The 15092-nt window shown below is 60.5% G+C and carries 13 protein-coding genes; 5 read left to right on the plus strand and 8 right to left on the minus strand.

All coding sequences use genetic code 11. The features are described from left to right. Positions 1–47: 47 nt before the first annotated feature. The 4 genes from ppx to N434_RS16410 are packed head-to-tail and all read right to left on the minus strand — an operon-like array spanning position 48 to position 5756. Positions 48–1571 (minus strand): exopolyphosphatase, encoded by a 1524-nt coding sequence (gene ppx / locus N434_RS16395; protein WP_065115352.1) that lies wholly within the window; start codon positions 1569–1571, stop codon positions 48–50. Beyond that, a complete protein-coding gene (locus tag N434_RS16400) occupies positions 1568–3871 on the minus strand; it encodes an RNA degradosome polyphosphate kinase (RefSeq protein ID WP_371741213.1) in 2304 nt (767 codons plus the stop codon). Before N434_RS16400 ends, ppx begins: the two co-directional genes overlap by 4 nt. Then, the gene (gene hdaA / locus N434_RS16405) at positions 3868–4596 is read right to left on the minus strand and encodes a DnaA regulatory inactivator HdaA (protein WP_110759287.1); all 729 of its coding nucleotides are present in this window, start codon (positions 4594–4596) and stop codon (positions 3868–3870) included. The genes N434_RS16400 and hdaA overlap by 4 nt, the downstream gene beginning before the upstream one ends. A 2-nt stretch (positions 4597–4598) precedes the next feature. Next, complete coding sequence (locus N434_RS16410; protein WP_065115350.1) at positions 4599–5756, minus strand: AI-2E family transporter; 1158 nt, start codon at positions 5754–5756, stop codon at positions 4599–4601. A gap of 272 nt (positions 5757–6028) precedes the next feature. On the opposite strand from N434_RS16410, the gene N434_RS16415 reads away from it, so the two are divergent. The 4 genes from N434_RS16415 to N434_RS16430 all read left to right on the plus strand — a co-directional run bounded on the left by N434_RS16415 (position 6029) and on the right by N434_RS16430 (position 9755). Then, positions 6029–6823 carry a class I SAM-dependent DNA methyltransferase gene (locus tag N434_RS16415; protein WP_110759405.1) on the plus strand — a complete coding sequence of 265 codons (795 nt, stop codon included), beginning with the start codon at positions 6029–6031 and terminating at the stop codon, positions 6821–6823. Between the two features lie 123 nt (positions 6824–6946). Continuing rightward, positions 6947–8020, plus strand: coding sequence for a phosphoribosylformylglycinamidine cyclo-ligase (gene purM / locus N434_RS16420; protein WP_110759288.1), 1074 nt, complete (start codon positions 6947–6949; stop codon positions 8018–8020). Next, positions 8017–8691: a phosphoribosylglycinamide formyltransferase gene (purN, locus tag N434_RS16425; protein ID WP_110759290.1), complete on the plus strand. Its 675-nt coding sequence runs from the start codon at positions 8017–8019 to the stop codon at positions 8689–8691. The genes purM and purN overlap by 4 nt, the downstream gene beginning before the upstream one ends. A 131-nt stretch (positions 8692–8822) precedes the next feature. Next, the gene (locus tag N434_RS16430; protein WP_110759291.1) at positions 8823–9755 is read left to right on the plus strand and encodes an omptin family outer membrane protease; all 933 of its coding nucleotides are present in this window, start codon (positions 8823–8825) and stop codon (positions 9753–9755) included. 22 nt (positions 9756–9777) lie between these two features. Here N434_RS16430 and N434_RS16435 read toward each other — a convergent pair whose 3' ends face one another. From N434_RS16435 to N434_RS16445, 3 genes are read right to left on the minus strand one after another with little or no spacing between them, the layout of a single operon-like run. Then, on the minus strand, positions 9778–10389 hold the full coding sequence (locus N434_RS16435) for an NUDIX domain-containing protein (RefSeq protein WP_065115346.1): 612 nt from the start codon (positions 10387–10389) through the stop codon (positions 9778–9780). A gap of 22 nt (positions 10390–10411) precedes the next feature. After that, entirely contained in the window at positions 10412–11008 is a 597-nt protein-coding gene (locus tag N434_RS16440; protein WP_065115345.1) for an NUDIX domain-containing protein, read from the minus strand. An 11-nt stretch (positions 11009–11019) separates the two neighbouring features. Beyond that, entirely contained in the window at positions 11020–13224 is a 2205-nt protein-coding gene (locus N434_RS16445; RefSeq protein WP_181423997.1) for a molybdopterin-containing oxidoreductase family protein, read from the minus strand. A 41-nt stretch (positions 13225–13265) separates the two neighbouring features. On the opposite strand from N434_RS16445, the gene N434_RS16450 reads away from it, so the two are divergent. Then, entirely contained in the window at positions 13266–14129 is an 864-nt protein-coding gene (locus N434_RS16450; RefSeq protein WP_110759293.1) for a 23S rRNA (adenine(2030)-N(6))-methyltransferase RlmJ, read from the plus strand. 3 nt (positions 14130–14132) lie between these two features. Here N434_RS16450 and N434_RS16455 read toward each other — a convergent pair whose 3' ends face one another. Further along, entirely contained in the window at positions 14133–15080 is a 948-nt protein-coding gene (locus N434_RS16455) for a lysylphosphatidylglycerol synthase domain-containing protein (RefSeq protein ID WP_065115342.1), read from the minus strand. Positions 15081–15092 lie beyond the last annotated feature (12 nt).

Raw genomic sequence — 15092 nt, forward strand, 5'->3', positions numbered from 1 at the left:
CTGCGCCCACGACCCTTTTCATCGCAAAATAACACCGTGCCGTTGCGTTATTCGAACACGAATGCCAGCCGCTTGCCCGTCAGCTTCGCCAGCTGCTGCAAACGCCCATCCAGACGCTCGCCGGCAAAATCGCAATATTCGTGCGGCACCACAAATTCCAGATCGAGATCCGGATTATCGGACTTGCGGAATTTCAGGTGATCAACGACGCCCGGCATCGAGGCCGAGAAGAGGTAAACGACACGCAGCAGGCCGCCGAGCAACTTGCCGAGTTCGAGCAGGCGCTCTCCCGCCATGGCCGCAAGCGGCTCCGTGGTGCCGTTGTCGTTCAGTCCCTCAAAACGATAATAATTGGCAAGCGCGATATAGGCTCGGCCCGGATGGGTGATTGCGACGAAGGAGGAATGGGCGATGATGTTCAGCGCCTGCAGGCCGCGATAATCCGGATGGGCGCGCCAGCTGATATCGGCCAGCAGGCAGGCCGCCTGCCGGTAACGGCTCTCTTCTTCCGTCTCGTTGATGCCGAAGACCGGAAAGGTGCGGCCGCTCCAGTCCGCCAGTTCACGCGCATGTTCGGGCGAACGGGCACGCAGAATGGCAAGCTCATCGGCCGTGACCAGCAGCGGGTCCAGATCCCGTTCCGCTTCCGTCAGCAGCGAATAGAGATAACCTTCACGCACGCCCTGCGCGGAGAAGGCAATCTTCGCCGGTTTCATCACCTTCAGAACCTCGCGCATGGCGATGGCGCCGAAAGGCAGAAGCGAGCGGCGGCTCTTGGAAACCGCCTGCCACGCCGGGTCCTTGCTGTCCCTGGAGAGAATGACCTCTTCCAGAAAATTCAGCATTTCCTCCAGCGGCAATTCATATCCCTGCATCATATGCAGCGGATAACCGGTGATTTCCATGTGCAGCTTGGCGATGTTTCGCCAGGTGCCGCCCACCGCATAAAAGGTGCGCCCCTCGCCCGCCGTCAGCAGCTTTGCGAAGGATTTGACGTGTTTCCTGGCAATGGTGGCTGCTTTTTCCAGCGAGCCATCGGATTGTTCGGAAAGCCTCAGGCCACCGAGCGGCAGGGTAATGCCCTCGCCGCAGCTCTTGCCCTTGATGTCGATGAGTTCGAGCGAACCACCGCCCAGATCGCCCGCGATGCCGTCCGGATCGTGGAAACCGCTGATCACCCCATAGGCGGAATAAAGCGCTTCCTTCTCGCCGGACAATACCTCGATTTCACAACCGAGAATGGCTTCGGCCTCGCGGATGAAATCCGGGCCGTTTTCCGCTTCACGCGCCGCGGCGGTTGCCAGCACGTAGAGTTCCTGCGCCTGCGCCTGTTCGGAAAGCGCATGGAAGCGCCTCAGCGCCATCAGCGCCCGGCTGACACCTTCTTCATGCATCCTGCCCGTAAGCGCCAGCCCTTTGCCGAGACCGCAGAGGACCTTTTCGTTGAACAGCACGGCGGGCGCGCGGGAGAGACCTTCATATACGACGAGACGAACGGAGTTCGAACCAATATCTATGACGGAAACGGGGGCAAGGCCGGTCAGCCGCCCCTGTGCTTCTGATCGAGTCATTCAGCCTGTTTCTTGCGGGAAGAAATCAACCCGGCAATCAATTTGGGCGCACTGGATTTCAGGGCTTCACCACGTCCGGAAAGGCTGGGATTGGTCATGAAATAGTGCTGCGCGTTGAACGGTTCTTCGCCTTTACGCACCTCGATGCGCCTCGACGTTCCGTCCGCAAGTATCTCGTAGCTCTGCTGGTTGTCAATGAGATTGCCCAGCATAATCTGTGAAAGAACCTGCTCATGCACGGTGGGATTGGTAAGCGGCACCAGCGTTTCCACGCGCCGATCAAGGTTGCGCGGCATCATGTCGGCCGAGCCGATATAGACCAGCGCCTTGTCCGACGGCAGGCCGAAACCGTTGCCGAAGCAGAAGATACGGCTGTGTTCGAGGAAGCGCCCGACGATCGATTTGACGCGGATATTGTCCGAGAGGCCGGGCACCTGCGGGCGCAGGCAGCAGATGCCGCGCACGACGAGATCGATCTCCACGCCCGCCGCGCTGGCGCGGTAGAGCGTGTCGATGATCTCGGGATCGACCAGCGAATTCATCTTCATCCAGATCGCCGCCGGCGCACCGCGCTTGGCGTGCTCGATCTCTTCATTGATGTGCTTCACGATGCGGGCGCGCAGCGTATAGGGCGAAACGGCCAGCTTCATGCCCTCTTCCGGCTCGCCGTAACCCGTGATGAAGTTGAAGATATTCGCCATGTCATGGGCGATCTTCGGGTTGCAGGTGAAGAAGGACAGGTCGGTGTAAATCTTGGCCGTGATCGGGTGATAGTTGCCGGTGCCGAGGTGGCAATAGGTTCTGAGCTTGCCGTCTTCACGGCGCACCACCATCGACATCTTGGCATGGGTCTTGAGCTCGATGAAGCCGAAGACAACCTGCACGCCGGCACGCTCCAGGTCGCGCGCCCAGCGGATATTCGCTTCTTCGTCGAAGCGTGCCTTCAGTTCGACCAGCGCGGTGACAGACTTGCCGGCTTCGGCCGCATCGATCAGCGCGCGAACGATCGGGCTGTCATTGGAGGTGCGGTAGAGCGTCTGCTTGATGGCGAGCACATCGGGGTCGCGCGCCGCCTGCAGCAGGAACTGCACGACAACGTCGAAGCTCTCATAGGGGTGGTGAACCACCATGTCCTTTTCGCGGATGGCGGCGAGGCAATCGCCGGCATGTTCGCGCACACGCTCGGGGAAACGGGCGTTATAGGGTTCGAACTTCAGGTCGTCGCGCGGCGCACGCACGATTTCCGAGATGGTGTTGAGCGCCAGAAGACCGGGCAGAACGGCGACACGATTGTCGGGCACGCCAAGCTCATGCACGACGAACTGGCGCAGCGACTGCGGCATTTCGCTGTCGGTCTCGATGCGGATGACGGAACCGCGACGGCGGCGCTTCAGCGCGCTTTCGAAGAAACGGACCAGATCTTCCGCCTCTTCCTCCACCTCGATATCGCTGTCGCGGATGATGCGGAACGTGCCGGAACCGCGCACGGTGTAACCGGGATAGAGCCGGTGAATGAACAGGCCGACCACGTCTTCAAGCGTGATGTAGCGGATGGCGTTCTTGTCATCCGGCAGGCGCACGAAACGGTCGAGCGCCGGCGGCAGGCGCAGGAGTGCCGTCATCGGCTCGCGGCCGTTGACGCTGTCGAGCTGCAGGCCCATGGAAAAGCCGAGATTGGGAATGAAGGGGAACGGGTGCGCCGGGTCGATGGAGAGCGGCGTCAGCACCGGGAACATACGTTCCTCGAACTCCGTTTCCAGCCAGGTGCGGTCCGCATCCGACAGCGCGGCGGGGCGCACGATGAAGATTTCTTCCTTGGCGAGATATTGCTGCAGAACGGCAAGCGAGGCCTGCTGCTCCATCTGCAGGTTGTCGATTTCCTTCAGAATATCTTCCAGCTGCTCGGCCGGCGTCTTGCCGTCGGGCGTCTTGACGGTGATCTTCTGGCGCACCTGGCCTTCGAGGCCGGCGACGCGGACCATGAAGAATTCATCGAGGTTGGCGGCAGAAATGGACAGGAAGCGCAGCCGCTCCAGCAGCGGATGATCCGTGTTCAGCGTTTCCTCGAGAACGCGGCGATTGAACTGGAGCCAGGAGAATTCGCGGTTGACGAAACGTGCAGGGCTGTCCCACAGGCTCTCGCCCTCGGTCACCGGCTGAACCTTGTTGAAGTCTTCCTGCGCGATAGCGTCCATGCCCTGTTCCATCCCCTGACCAATTTCCAATCCGTGATCCTGTTGCATCGCGTGATCGTCCTTCTTGCCCGTATAACAGTTTGACGACGGAACTGTGACAGTCAATCGACGTCCAGCCCGGGGCCTGCCGCTGCGCTGTCCATCGCATTGAGGACCTCCGCCGCCAGCGGGCGTGTTATTCTCGTTCCGCGCGCCAGCGCCAGCCTGTCGATCCGCTCCACGATCGTCTGCGCCGTATCGAGCGAACGCTCCATTCTGTTGACGATGTAACCTATGAGTTTGTCATCCATGTAAAGCTGCCGGTCGGCGAAGAGTTTTACCAGCACCTGCGCCAGCAGCCCCTCGTCCGGCTCACCGGTCTCCACCACCGTCACGGCCTTCAGGCGCGAACGCAGGTCCGGCAGCGTCACCGGCCATGCGGCCGGCCATTGCCGGCTTGTCATCAAAAGCGTCGTGCCGTGCTGGCGCACGCTGTTGATGACATGGAACAGTTCGGTATCGTCAAAACCGCGGCGGTCGGCATCCTCGAAAAGAACGGCTCCGCTCTCGGCCACGCGTGCGGCGTCCGCGCCGGCCTGCGGGTGGATATCGCGGGCGCCGGCGATGTTTTTCCAGATATTGGCAAGGTGCGACTTTCCCGAGCCCGGCGGCCCGGCCAGCACGACGACCGGCGCGCGCCAGTTCGGCCATTCATCGACGAGGCTGACGGCGGCCTCAAGCGATGCGGACACGAGAAGATCGTCCCTGCCGGAGGCGGGCTGGTGCGAGAATGCGAGCGGCAGCTGCTCGGCCTTCGACCGGGCGTTGTCGGTTTTGATTTGGTCAGTCATCGTCAGCTCTGCGAGTCAACCTTGCCGGAGGACGTTTCCCCTTCTTCCAGGGCAGAATTGGTGTCCCAGGGAAGGTTGGCGGCATGCCCGTGGTAAAGATCGCTTTCAAGATACCGCGACAGGGCGAAGCGGACAAGCACACCGACAGCGGCCGCCGCCGGCACCGCGACCAGCAGGCCGACGAAACCGAACAGCGCGCCAAAGGCGAACAGGGCGAACATCAGCCACACCGGATGCAGGCCGACGCTTTTGCCGACAAGCTTCGGCTGCAGGATGTTGCCTTCGATGAACTGGCCGGAAAAGAACACGACGAGCGTCAGAAACACATAGATATAGTCCGGCCAGAACTGCACGATGGCGACGCCGACGGCAAGGATGAGGCCGACCATGGAACCGATATAGGGAATGAAGCTGATGAGGCCGGAGAAAAGGCCGATCAGCAGGCCGAAATTCAAACCCACCAGCGACAGGCCGACGGCGTAATAAACACCGAGAATGATGCAGAGCGACCCCTGCCCGCGCACGAAGCCGGCGATGGTCTTGTCCATGTCGCGGGCGATCTGGCGAACGGTATGCACGTAATCGCGCGGTATCCAGCTGTCGACCTTGTCGATCATGCGGTCCCAGTCGAGCAGCAGGTAAAAGGCCACAACGGGCGTGACCACCAGAAGCGACACGACATCAACCAGCGATTTGCCGGAGTTCCATATCTGCGTCAGCAGGGTGCCGATGAAGCCGGCACCTTCAGTCAGGAGCTTGGAGAAGTTCTCTTTCACCGCATCGATCTGGTTGCTGACCCAGTCCGGCAGGAGGTTGGTATCGGCACCGGCGATCAGCTGCTGCAGCGACGAGATATATTGCGGGATGCGCGTGATGAATTCCGAGGCCTGGGCGGCGATCAAAGGAATGATGATGATGAGCGACAGGGCGAAAATCAGCACGAAGGAGACGAGGATGACGACGGTGGCCATCAACCGGCTCAGGCCTCGCCGCTCCAGCCAGTCGGCAACCGGATCGAGAAAATAGGCAAGCGCCATGCCCGCCACGAAGGGCAGGAGAATGGAACTGAAGACCATCAGGAAAAGGACAAAGACGGCGAGCACGCCGATCCAGAAAAACACCTGCCGGCGCAGGTTCGTACCGCTCACATGGGGTTGCATTCATTCATCCTCTTGTCGCCGTGCCGTCACCGCCCATGATGGAGATAGGACGCCCATATGCATATGGTCAAGACCGGCCTTGCAGCGCACAGGCGGCTGCGCCCCGCAGGCCACCGGCGTTTTTTGGCGCGAAAGCCTCCCGCGCGCAAAAAACCGCCTTTCCGGGACCTTCCGCCGCAACGGCAGGTTGACCGGCGGATAGTCTTGGACAAATATCAAATATTATCGGGCGAGCCCGCTACGCTCCGTCATGCCCGATGGCCGGAGGCACGATGCAAGGCACCAGTGAAAATGGCATCGCTGAATACAATGCCGGTCTTTTCGACAACCCCGAAGTTGCCGAATGGTACGACAACCAGCAGCTTTACCCGGCCGAACGCATCATTCTCGACCAGTTTCGCCATGCCTATGCGGACAAGCGGCTGCTTGACCTCGGCGTCGGCACCGGCCGGACGACAAAGCCGCTTCTGCCGCTGGTGGGTGAATATATCGGTATCGACCGTTCCCAACCCATGCTGGCGCTCGCGCGGCGCAATTTTCCCGCCGCCACCTTTCTCGATATGGATGTGCGGGCAATCGGCCAGTTCGGCACGGAGCGTTTCGATTGCGTGCTCGGCGCGCTCGCGATCTTGAGCGCCTTCGGCCATGAGGACCGGCTTGCCATCATCCAAGCCGTCCGAAACATCCTGTCACCGGGCGGTTACTTCATCTTTTCGTTTCATAACCGGCAATGGAGGCGGGCCGGCGGCATGCCGCTGCATCGGCGTTCCTGGCACCCGCGCGAGGTGGTGAATTCGCTGCATCCGCAAAGCTGGATCAACTATCTGCGCCTGCAGCCTTCGACACGGCGGACACCGGAATATGCAATTCTGGCCGATCAGGCGCACCGCTGGAGCGGCCTGTTCTATTTCATCGACCTTGCCGCCCAGACCCGCCAGCTGGAGGCGGCGGGCTTCGAGATTGTCGGGCGCTACGGTGAAAACGGTCGGCCGATCGCGGAAAATTCCGATACCTCCAATGACGGCCTGCTCAATCTGGTCTGTCGCGCCGCGCCGCGGCCATCGTGACCGCCCAATCCGGCAAGCCCCGCCAAAGCCGTTAAAAACCGGAGCTTTTGCCACTCAAACCCTTGCATCAGGCCCCGTCCCGTGCGAATGGCGACGCGAACGGAACCAGCGGAGACGAGAGCCATGAGCCAGTCGGGCAAGAACGGTCTTACCTATAGTGACGCAGGTGTGGATATCGACGCCGGCAATCTGATGGTCGAGAAGATCAAACCGGCGGTGCGCTCGACACGGCGCCCCGGTGCGGATGGCGAAATCGGCGGCTTCGGCGGCCTGTTCGACCTGAAGGCCGCAGGCTTCACCGATCCGGTTCTGGTGGCCGCCAATGACGGCGTCGGCACCAAGCTGAAGATCGCCATCGACGCCAACTATCACGATACCGTCGGCATCGACCTCGTCGCCATGTGCGTCAACGACCTTGTCGTTCAGGGCGCGGAGCCGCTGTTCTTCCTCGATTATTTCGCAACCGGAAAGCTCGACCCCGACCAGGGTGCGGCAATCGTTTCCGGCATCGCCGCCGGCTGCCGCGAATCCGGCTGTGCGCTGATCGGCGGCGAAACCGCCGAAATGCCCGGCATGTATTCCGATGGTGACTACGATCTCGCGGGCTTTGCCGTGGGTGCGGCCGAACGCGGCCAGCTTCTACCGGCCGGCGACATTGCCGAAGGCGACGTCATTCTCGGCCTCTCCTCCTCCGGCGTTCACTCCAATGGCTTTTCGCTGGTGCGCAAGATCGTATCGGTCTCCGGCCTCGACTGGGACGCGCCTGCCCCCTTCGCCGAGGGCAAGAAACTTGGCGAAGCGCTGCTGACACCGACCCGCATCTATGTGAAGCCGCTTTTGAAGGCGATCCGCGAAACCGGCGCGCTGAAGGCGCTGGCGCATATTACCGGTGGCGGTTTCCCGGAGAATATTCCGCGCGTTCTGCCAAAGCATCTCGCTGCCGAAATCGATCTCGATGCGATCAAGGTTCCCGCCGTCTTCTCATGGCTGGCGAAAACCGGCGGCGTTGAAGCGAAGGAAATGCTGCGCACCTTCAACTGCGGCGTCGGCATGATCGTGGTCGTTTCGGCTGAAAATGCCGGCAAGGTCACCGATGCGCTGACGGCGGAAGGCGAAACGGTTTTCCCGCTCGGCCGCATGGTCGCCCGCAAAGAAGGCGCGCATGGCACGATCTACAAGGGCGCGCTTGGCCTATGATGCGCGCCGCCCTGTCGTCCGGCCGCAAGCGTGTCGTCGTTTTCATCTCCGGCGGCGGCTCCAACATGGTGTCGCTGGCCAAGGCCTGTCAGGCAGCGGATTTTCCGGCTGAAATCGCCTGTGTGATCTCGGACAAGGCTTCTGCGGGCGGGCTGGAAAAAGCCCGTGAACTCGGCATTCCGACGCTCGTCTTCGAGCGCAAGACCTATGCCAGCAAGGCCGAGCATGAGGGCGCCATTCTGGCCGCACTTGGCGAAATCGCGCCGGATATCATCTGCCTTGCCGGTTACATGCGGTTGATATCGGGGGATTTCATCGCTCCCTATGAAGGCCGCATCATCAATATCCACCCTTCCCTGCTGCCGCTTTTCCCCGGGCTACACACCCATCAACGCGCCATTGACAGCGGCATGAAGATTTCCGGCTGCACCGTGCATTTCGTCACCGAAGGCATGGATGAAGGCCCGACAATCGCCCAGGGCGCCGTACCGGTTGTTCCGGACGACACGGCCGAGACACTCGCGGCCCGCATCCTGACCGTCGAGCACCAGCTTTATCCGCTCACCCTGAAACGGCTCGCAGAGGGCAAGGTGCGGATGGAAGGCAGCAAGGCCGTCTTCACAGGCCACGACAGTAAAGCAGAGTATTCCACCCTGATTTCCGCCTTCTGATAAAGAAATCACTAAAGTACATCCGCACTTAAGATGGTATTTTTATAAAATAAACCGATCATTTACCATAATCATCTCTAATGCCCGCAACGGCCCCGTATTTCAGGCCCTCCGGTCATTCAGGAGCGATTATGCTATTTTCGAGATTTTCCCTGCCGCTTTTTGCGGTCGTGCTGATGAGCACAGGTCCGCTCGCCGCCGAACAGGGTGGTATTACCGCTTCGCTGGATGCGGGCGTTCTCAATCTTCGGGCGACGGAAACCGTTCATATCGGCGGCAGCAAGATCAGCGAACTCGAATGGGAAACCAAAAACGCCATGGCGCTGCGCGGCTCGCTGGGGCTTGAACTTGCGCCCGGCTGGCGGGTGAAGGCAGAAGGCCGCGTCGGTTTTGAGGGCGATGGCTACATGACCGATTACGATTGGGTGTGGCCGTTTTCCAGAGACTCATCCAAAGAGAACTGGAGCCATCGCTCCCAGCATGACGATACGCGGCTTGATCACTATTTCGCGGGAAGCCTGGAACTCAATCGCATGTTGCTGGATGATCCCCAGCAATATCTCAGCGCCGGCGTCGGCTTTCGCTACACGGATGTGCAATGGTCGGCCTATGGCGGCAGCGCCGTCTATAGTCTTTTCTCGCGAAGGGATCTGAACATCCGGTTCGAGGACGGTGAGAAAGGCATTACCTACCGCCAGCAAATTCCGGTCTTCTACGGCAACCTGACGGGCGGCCAGAGGTTCGGCAACTGGTCGCTCAATGCCGGCCTTGAAGGCGGCGCGATGGTATTTGCCAAAGCGACGGACGATCACTGGATGCGCGACATGCGCTTTACCGACAAATTCGACGTAGCCGGCATGTTCGGGGTAAAGGCGGGTGTTGCCTATGACCTGACCGAGAATGCCTCGATCTATCTCGACGGCGCCTATGAATATACCAGCCTGGGGCGCGGCGACACGCACTACAGCGGCGCGGGTGCGGGAGGCCTGTCATCGGAAAAGAACGCCGGCGGCGGTGACTTGCAGTCTATTTTCGTGGGGCTGGGCGTCAAAGGGCGCTTCTGATTGCGGAGATTACCCCCTGCCCTTAAAGCCGGGTGCGGTTCAGCATCGCCCATTGCAAAAGAATGATCGTCTTGGAGTCGGTAATCTCACCGGACGCGATCATCGCGAAGGCTTCGTCGAGGCCGTAAGTCAGAACCTCGATATCCTCGCCCTCGCTTTCCAGCCCGCCGCCGCTGCCGGCCTGCACATCGAGATCGATGTGCGCAACGAAGAGGCTGACCTTCTCCGTCAAGGTTCCGGGGCTGGCATACATGTCGAAGAGATAGTCGACCTTCTCGACCGCGTAGCCGGATTCTTCCATCGCCTCGCGGCGGATGGCATCGGCGGCATTGTCATCATCGAGAAGCCCCGCCGGCACCTCGATCATGAAGCTTTGGTCTCCGTTCACGAAGGCCGCGGGGCGGAACTGGCGCACCATCACCACGCTGTCGCGCTTTTTATCATAAAGCAGGATTGCGGCGGCGCTGCCGTGATCGTGCACTTCGCGCACGATGCGGATCGTCCTGCCATCCGGCATACGCTGGTCGAAAACGAGCTTCTGCATATGCACGAAGCCCCTCCAGACCGTCTCTTTTTCCACCAGCCGGATCCTGTCCGCGTCGCCGGTGGAAGCCATTTTCAGTGAACGGTCCATAATCACTCCGCAGGCAATCCCGTCACAGGGTGAGGGACGATTTGTTCAGGGCCGCCCATTGCAGCAGCATGATCGTCTTTCCATCGCAGATATCGCCGGTTTCTATCATCTTCATGGCATCCGCCAGTGAAAACTCCAGAACCTCAATATCCTCGTCCTCATGGGCGGCACCGCCACCCTCCTCCAGCCTATCCGATGAATCGATGACGGCAGCAAAAAAGTGGAGAATTTCGGTCACGGAGCCGGGCGACATGAAGGACTTGAACAGAAACCGGACGTCTCTCACGACATATCCGGTTTCCTCCATCACTTCACGGCGAATGGCCTCGGCCGGGTCGTCACCATCCAGAAGGCCGGCAGGCGCTTCCAGAAGCCAGCCGTGATAGCCGTTCACATAGGTCGGCATGCGGAACTGCCGCACAAGGACAACAGTGTCGCGGCGCGGATCATAAAGCAGGATGGCGGCGCCATTGCCGCGATCATAGGCTTCGCGCCTGATGACCTTCGTCTCACCCTTCGAATTGGTGTAATTATAGGTGATGTTGCGGAGATGATACCAGTTCTTCGAGAGCGTCTCGTCCTTGAGAATCTCGATCTTCACATTATCGAACCTGCTCATTCCATGTCCTGTCAGTCTCTTCGCAGCCACACCTTGTTGTCATGGAAAGCCGCGCCGCCATAGGGGGCAACGGCATCGGCGCCGGTAAGAACATTGATGCCCTCACCGTCCAGATGCGCCTTGTTGGGCCACAGCCCTTCGGCGATCAATACGCCCGGCCTTGCGCCCTCCACGATCTTCGCGTGGAGACGCACTTCGCCGCGTCCGTTGCCGATACGGACGATATCCCCATCGACGACACCGTGACCGGCGGCATCCACGGGACAGATCATCAATTCCGGGCGCCCTTCCTTCTGCACGGAGGTTTTGGTTTCCGCGAAGGTGGAGTTCAGGAAATTGCGCGCCGGCGATGTCGCCAGCCGGAACGGGTGCTCCTCATCAGCAGCCTCGATGACATCGACCTGGTCAGGGAATTTGGGAAATTCGGATACCGGTCCCATGACACCGATGTTCTTCGGCGGTTTGTTCGGAGACGGTCCGCTCGCCCAATCCGGGCTGAAACGGAATTTGCCATCGGCGTAACCGAAGCCTTCGAGATAATGCGCCACTTCGAAAGACGGCTGCGCATCGATCCATTTCTCTTCGGCCAGCGTATCGAAATCGCCCCAGCCGCTGACTTTCAGCAGACGGTCGACATGGTCGCGGGCCGAAAGGCCGAAGCCCGGCATGTGGTCGATGCCGAGGCGTTTCGCCAGTTCCTCGATGACGAAGAGGTTGGTACGCACCGTTTCCGGCGGCTCCACCAGTTTGGGCCCGAGCAGAATATGGTTCTGGCCGCCAGCACGGTAGATATCGTCATGTTCGAGGAACATGGTGGCCGGCAGCACGATATTGGCAACGTCGGCCGTCTCCGTCATGAACTGCTCATGCACGGCGACGAAAAGATCGTCTCGCAGGAAGCCCTGCTTTACCAGCCTTTGTTCGGGCGCAACATTGACGGGATTGGTGTTCTGGATGAGCAGCGCCGTCACCGGCCCGCCGTGGCGCAGCGCTTCCGCGTCACCCGTCAGCACGCGGCCGATCTGCGACTGATCGAGCTGGCGCACGTCAGGATCGGCATAGGCAGTGCCCATCAGCTCCGCCTTGTTGAGCCGGAAAATGTCGCCGTTGTTGTGAAAGGCGCCACCACCCTCATATTGCCAGGAGCCGAGAACGGTGGCGATGGACAGGGCCGCGTGCATGGAGGCTGCGCCGTTGCGCTGGCGGGCAAAACCGTAACCCAGCCGGAAGAAGGTCTTTTTCGTGGTGCCGACCAGCCGCGCGAAAGCCTCGATCTCGTCAACGGAAAGACCTGTTATCCCGGAGGCCCATTGCGGCGTCTTCGTTTTCAGATGTGCTTCCAGCCCTGCCGGATCGTCGGCGAAGCGCGCCATGTAATCACGGTCGGCATAACCATCGCGGAAGGCGATGTGCATGATGGCGCAGGCGAGCGCGGCATCCGTGCCGGGGCGAAGGACGATGCGCATGTCCGCCTGTTTCATGGTCGGATTGTCGTAGATATCGACGACGACGATCTTTGCGCCGCGTTCCTTGCGGGCCTTGACCGCATGGGTCATGACGTTGACCTGCGTGGCGACCGCATTGGTGCCCCAGATAACGACGACATCGGCCTTGCCGATCTCGCGCGGATCGGGGCCACGCAGCGCACCGGTGCCCATCACGTAGCCCGTCCAGGCCATGTTGGTGCAGATCGAGCCGAAGAAGCCGGAATATTTCTTGGCATGGCGTAGCCGCTCGATGGAATCGCGCTGCACCTGCCCCATGGTTCCAGCGTAGAAATAGGGCCAGACGGCCTCGGCGCCATGGCGGGCTTCCGCCTTGACGAAAGCATCGGCCACCTCATCCAGCGCCGCTTCCCAGGAAATCTCCTGCCAGTCGCCCGCGCCTTTGGCGCCCCTGCGGCGTTTCGGGGTCAGCAAACGGCCGGGATGATAGATGCGTTCGGAATACCGCGCTACCTTGGCGCAGATCACGCCGGCGGTGTATGTATTGCTATTGGCACCGCGCACGCGGCCGATACGGCCTTCCGCATTGATATCGACCTCCAGCGCGCAGGCGCTCGGACAGTCATGCGGGCAGACCGTATGACCGATACGGAGTTCGGCCTTGGTGGCGGTTTTTTCAGCGGAGATCGGGGTCGCAACGTTCATGGCTTTTGTATATTGCATCAATGTTGCGGCCAAAAGGCCGAAGTGACGTCCATCAAGAATATTCATCCTGACCATTCATCCGGATAAACGGCAAGCGAGACACATCCATGAACTACCGCCACATCTATCACGCCGGCAATTTCGCGGATGTTCTCAAACACGCGGTTCTCGCCCGCCTCGTGCGCTACCTGCAGAACAAGGACAAGGCATTTCGGGTGCTGGACACCCATGCCGGCATCGGGCTTTACGACCTGACCTCGGAAGAGGCGCAGAAGACCGGCGAGTGGCAGACCGGCATCGGCAAGCTGGTGGAGGCCGACCTGCCCGCCCCCATCGCCGAACTGCTCGAACCCTATCTTGCCGCCGTGAAGGAACTCAATCCGGAGGGCGGCATTCAATTCTATCCCGGCTCGCCGAAACTGGCGCGTATGCTGTTCCGCCCGCAGGACCGGCTTTCGGCCATGGAGCTGCATCCGGATGACAGCCGCGCGCTGTCGCGCCTGTTCGAGGGGGATTATCAGGTGCGCGTCACCGAACTGGACGGCTGGCTGTCGCTCGGCGCGCATCTGCCGCCGAAGGAAAAGCGTGGCCTCATCCTTGTTGATCCGCCATTCGAGCTTGAAAACGAATATCAGCGGCTGGCGGACGGGCTGAACAAGGCCTATCGGCGTTTTTCCACCGGCACCTATTGCCTGTGGTATCCGCTGAAAAAGGGCGCCCCGATCAAGGATTTCCATGAGCGGCTGCAATCCTTCGACATTCCGAAGATGCTGTGCGCCGAGCTTTCCGTCAAAAGCGACCGGCTGGATGGCCTGAGCGGCTCCGGCCTCATCATCGTCAACCCGCCCTACACGCTGAAGGACGAGCTGCACACGCTCCTGCCCTTCCTGAAGACGGTGATGGCGCAGGACAGATATGCTTCCCACCGCGCCTTCTGGCTGCGCGGCGAGGAAAAGCATGAAGAGGATTGAGGGCTACCTCAACCCTTCCCGCCTCTGTGCCGCCGCAAGCTGTGACCGTTCGAAGAACAGGATCACGAACAGGGCCATGATAAAGGGAATGATGAGGTAGAACAGCCGGAAGACCAGCAGCGCTGCAATCACATCCGCGGGGTTCATGTCCGGCAGGCCGGTGACGAAAACCAGCTCCAGCACGCCGAGCCCGCCCGGCGCGTGCGAGATGAGGGCCGCCGAAAAAGACACCAGAAAAATGCCGAGAATGACCATGTAGCCAGGATTTCCGGCTTCCGGCAGCGCAAAATAGATTATGCCCGCTGCGCCGATCAATTCGATCGGACCGATGACGAGCTGTTGCGCCACCAGCTTCGGTGCGGGGTAAGGCAGCACGAAGGAACCGATTTTCAGAGGCTTCAGCCTGAGCAGGCTGCCGAGAACATACAGGCCGACGAAAAGAAGCAGCAGAACGCCCGTGGTCGTGGAGGCTTCGACCGGCAGGATTCCGGTAAACCGTTCGGTGATGTCGGGCTCGTACAGCAGCACCAGACCGATCAGCATGATGGTCCCGATGAGGAAGGTAAAGGAGCAGAGGCCGACGAGGACGCCCACTTCCGCCACGCTCAGCCCCTTGGATGTATAGGCCCGGTATCGCACCACGGCGCCCGAGAATACGGACGCCCCGACATTGTGGGACAGCGCATAGGTGGTGAAAGAGGTGAGCGTGATGAAGAACCAGTTCACCTTGCGGCCGAGATGCTGCAGCGCGATGCGGTCGTAACCGGCAAGCGCGGCATAGGCCAGCAGAGTGGCAAGACCGGAACACAGCCAGTCACGCACGCGGATTGCCTTCAGACTGTCCCAGAGGTCATCGAGCGACAGGCCACGCAGTTCGTGGAAAAGCAGCCAAGCGGAAAAACCGATCGTCGCGAAACCAACGACAGGCCAGATGTATTTTTTGAATTTCATGCGGTCATGCCG

This window comes from Rhizobium sp. UGM030330-04 (genome assembly GCF_003208455.1).
GTDB lineage: Bacteria > Pseudomonadota > Alphaproteobacteria > Rhizobiales > Rhizobiaceae > Agrobacterium > Agrobacterium rhizogenes_A.

What these genes read in the sequence shown, in the direction of transcription:
- purN (WP_110759290.1), top strand. Translation starts at nt 8,017, where the DNA reads ATGATGCGCGCCGCCCTGTCGTCCGGCCGCAAGCGTGTCGTCGTTTTC.
- purM (WP_110759288.1), top strand. Translation starts at nt 6,947, where the DNA reads ATGAGCCAGTCGGGCAAGAACGGTCTTACCTATAGTGACGCAGGTGTG.
- N434_RS16430 (WP_110759291.1), top strand. Translation starts at nt 8,823, where the DNA reads ATGCTATTTTCGAGATTTTCCCTGCCGCTTTTTGCGGTCGTGCTGATG.
- N434_RS16455 (WP_065115342.1), bottom strand. Translation starts at nt 15,080, where the DNA reads ATGAAATTCAAAAAATACATCTGGCCTGTCGTTGGTTTCGCGACGATC.
- N434_RS16410 (WP_065115350.1), bottom strand. Translation starts at nt 5,756, where the DNA reads ATGCAACCCCATGTGAGCGGTACGAACCTGCGCCGGCAGGTGTTTTTC.
- N434_RS16440 (WP_065115345.1), bottom strand. Translation starts at nt 11,008, where the DNA reads ATGAGCAGGTTCGATAATGTGAAGATCGAGATTCTCAAGGACGAGACG.
- N434_RS16435 (WP_065115346.1), bottom strand. Translation starts at nt 10,389, where the DNA reads ATGGACCGTTCACTGAAAATGGCTTCCACCGGCGACGCGGACAGGATC.
- N434_RS16450 (WP_110759293.1), top strand. Translation starts at nt 13,266, where the DNA reads ATGAACTACCGCCACATCTATCACGCCGGCAATTTCGCGGATGTTCTC.
- ppx (WP_065115352.1), bottom strand. Translation starts at nt 1,571, where the DNA reads ATGACTCGATCAGAAGCACAGGGGCGGCTGACCGGCCTTGCCCCCGTT.
- N434_RS16445 (WP_181423997.1), bottom strand. Translation starts at nt 13,224, where the DNA reads ATGAATATTCTTGATGGACGTCACTTCGGCCTTTTGGCCGCAACATTG.
- N434_RS16415 (WP_110759405.1), top strand. Translation starts at nt 6,029, where the DNA reads ATGCAAGGCACCAGTGAAAATGGCATCGCTGAATACAATGCCGGTCTT.
- hdaA (WP_110759287.1), bottom strand. Translation starts at nt 4,596, where the DNA reads ATGACTGACCAAATCAAAACCGACAACGCCCGGTCGAAGGCCGAGCAG.